This window comes from Saccharothrix sp. ST-888, from assembly GCF_000955975.1.
In the GTDB taxonomy this organism is placed as follows: Bacteria; Actinomycetota; Actinomycetes; order Streptomycetales; family Streptomycetaceae; genus Kitasatospora.
In genome coordinates this window covers 1-1,503 of record NZ_JYJF01000269.1, presented here as the reverse complement: position 1 = coordinate 1,503, position 1,503 = coordinate 1, and the positions used below count along the sequence as shown (strand labels likewise).

Sequence of the window (1,503 nt, the reverse complement as noted above, 5' to 3'; positions counted from 1 at the left end):
CTGAGGACAAGCCCTCGGCCTATTAGTACCGGTCAACTCCACCCCTCACAGGGCTTCCATATCCGGCCTATCAACCCAGTCGTCTACTGGGAGCCTTACCCTCTCAAGGAGGTGGGAGTGCTCATCTCGAAGCAGGCTTCCCGCTTAGATGCTTTCAGCGGTTATCCCTCCCGAACGTAGCCAACCAGCCATGCCCTTGGCAGAACAACTGGCACACCAGAGGTTCGTCCGTCCCGGTCCTCTCGTACTAGGGACAGCCCTTCTCAACACTCCTACGCGCACAGCGGATAGGGACCGAACTGTCTCACGACGTTCTAAACCCAGCTCGCGTACCGCTTTAATGGGCGAACAGCCCAACCCTTGGGACCTACTCCAGCCCCAGGATGCGACGAGCCGACATCGAGGTGCCAAACCATCCCGTCGATATGGACTCTTGGGGAAGATCAGCCTGTTATCCCCGGGGTACCTTTTATCCGTTGAGCGACGGCGCTTCCACAAGCCACCGCCGGATCACTAGTCCCTACTTTCGTACCTGCTCGACCCGTCAGTCTCACAGTCAAGCTCCCTTGTGCACTTACACTCAACACCTGATTGCCAACCAGGCTGAGGGAACCTTTGGGCGCCTCCGTTACTCTTTAGGAGGCAACCGCCCCAGTTAAACTACCCACCAGACACTGTCCCTGATCCGGATCACGGACCCAGGTTAGACATCCAGCACGACCAGAGTGGTATTTCAACGTCGACTCCACAACAACTGGCGTTGCCGCTTCACAGTCTCCCACCTATCCTACACAAGCCGAACCGAACACCAATATCAAGCTATAGTAAAGGTCCCGGGGTCTTTCCGTCCTGCTGCGCGAAACGAGCATCTTTACTCGTAATGCAATTTCACCGGGCCTATGGTTGAGACAGTCGAGAAGTCGTTACGCCATTCGTGCAGGTCGGAACTTACCCGACAAGGAATTTCGCTACCTTAGGATGGTTATAGTTACCACCGCCGTTTACTGGCGCTTAAGTTCTCAGCTTCGCCATGACGAATCACGACTAACCGGTCCCCTTAACGTTCCAGCACCGGGCAGGCGTCAGTCCGTATACATCGCCTTACGGCTTCGCACGGACCTGTGTTTTTAGTAAACAGTCGCTTCTCGCTGGTCTCTGCGGCCACCCCCAGCTCAAGGTGCAAGACCCATCACCAGGAATGGCCCCCCTTCTCCCGAAGTTACGGGGGCATTTTGCCGAGTTCCTTAACCATAGTTCACCCGAACGCCTCGGTATTCTCTACCTGACCACCTGAGTCGGTTTGGGGTACGGGCCGCCATGAAACTCGCTAGAGGCTTTTCTCGACAGCATAGGATCATCCACTTCACCACAATCGGCTCGGCATCAGGTCTCAGACTACGTGAACGGCGGATTTGCCTACCGTTCGTCCTACACCCTTACCCCGGGACAACCACCGCCCGGGCTGGACTACCTTCCTGCGTCACCCCATCGCTCACCTACTAC

1 rRNA gene is annotated in these 1,503 nt (G+C 56.4%); it reads right to left on the bottom strand.

Annotated features, from left to right (window positions below):
* Nucleotides 1-2: 2 nt before the first annotated feature.
* Nucleotides 3-1,503 (bottom strand): 23S ribosomal RNA (locus UK12_RS32540); the annotation flags it as partial.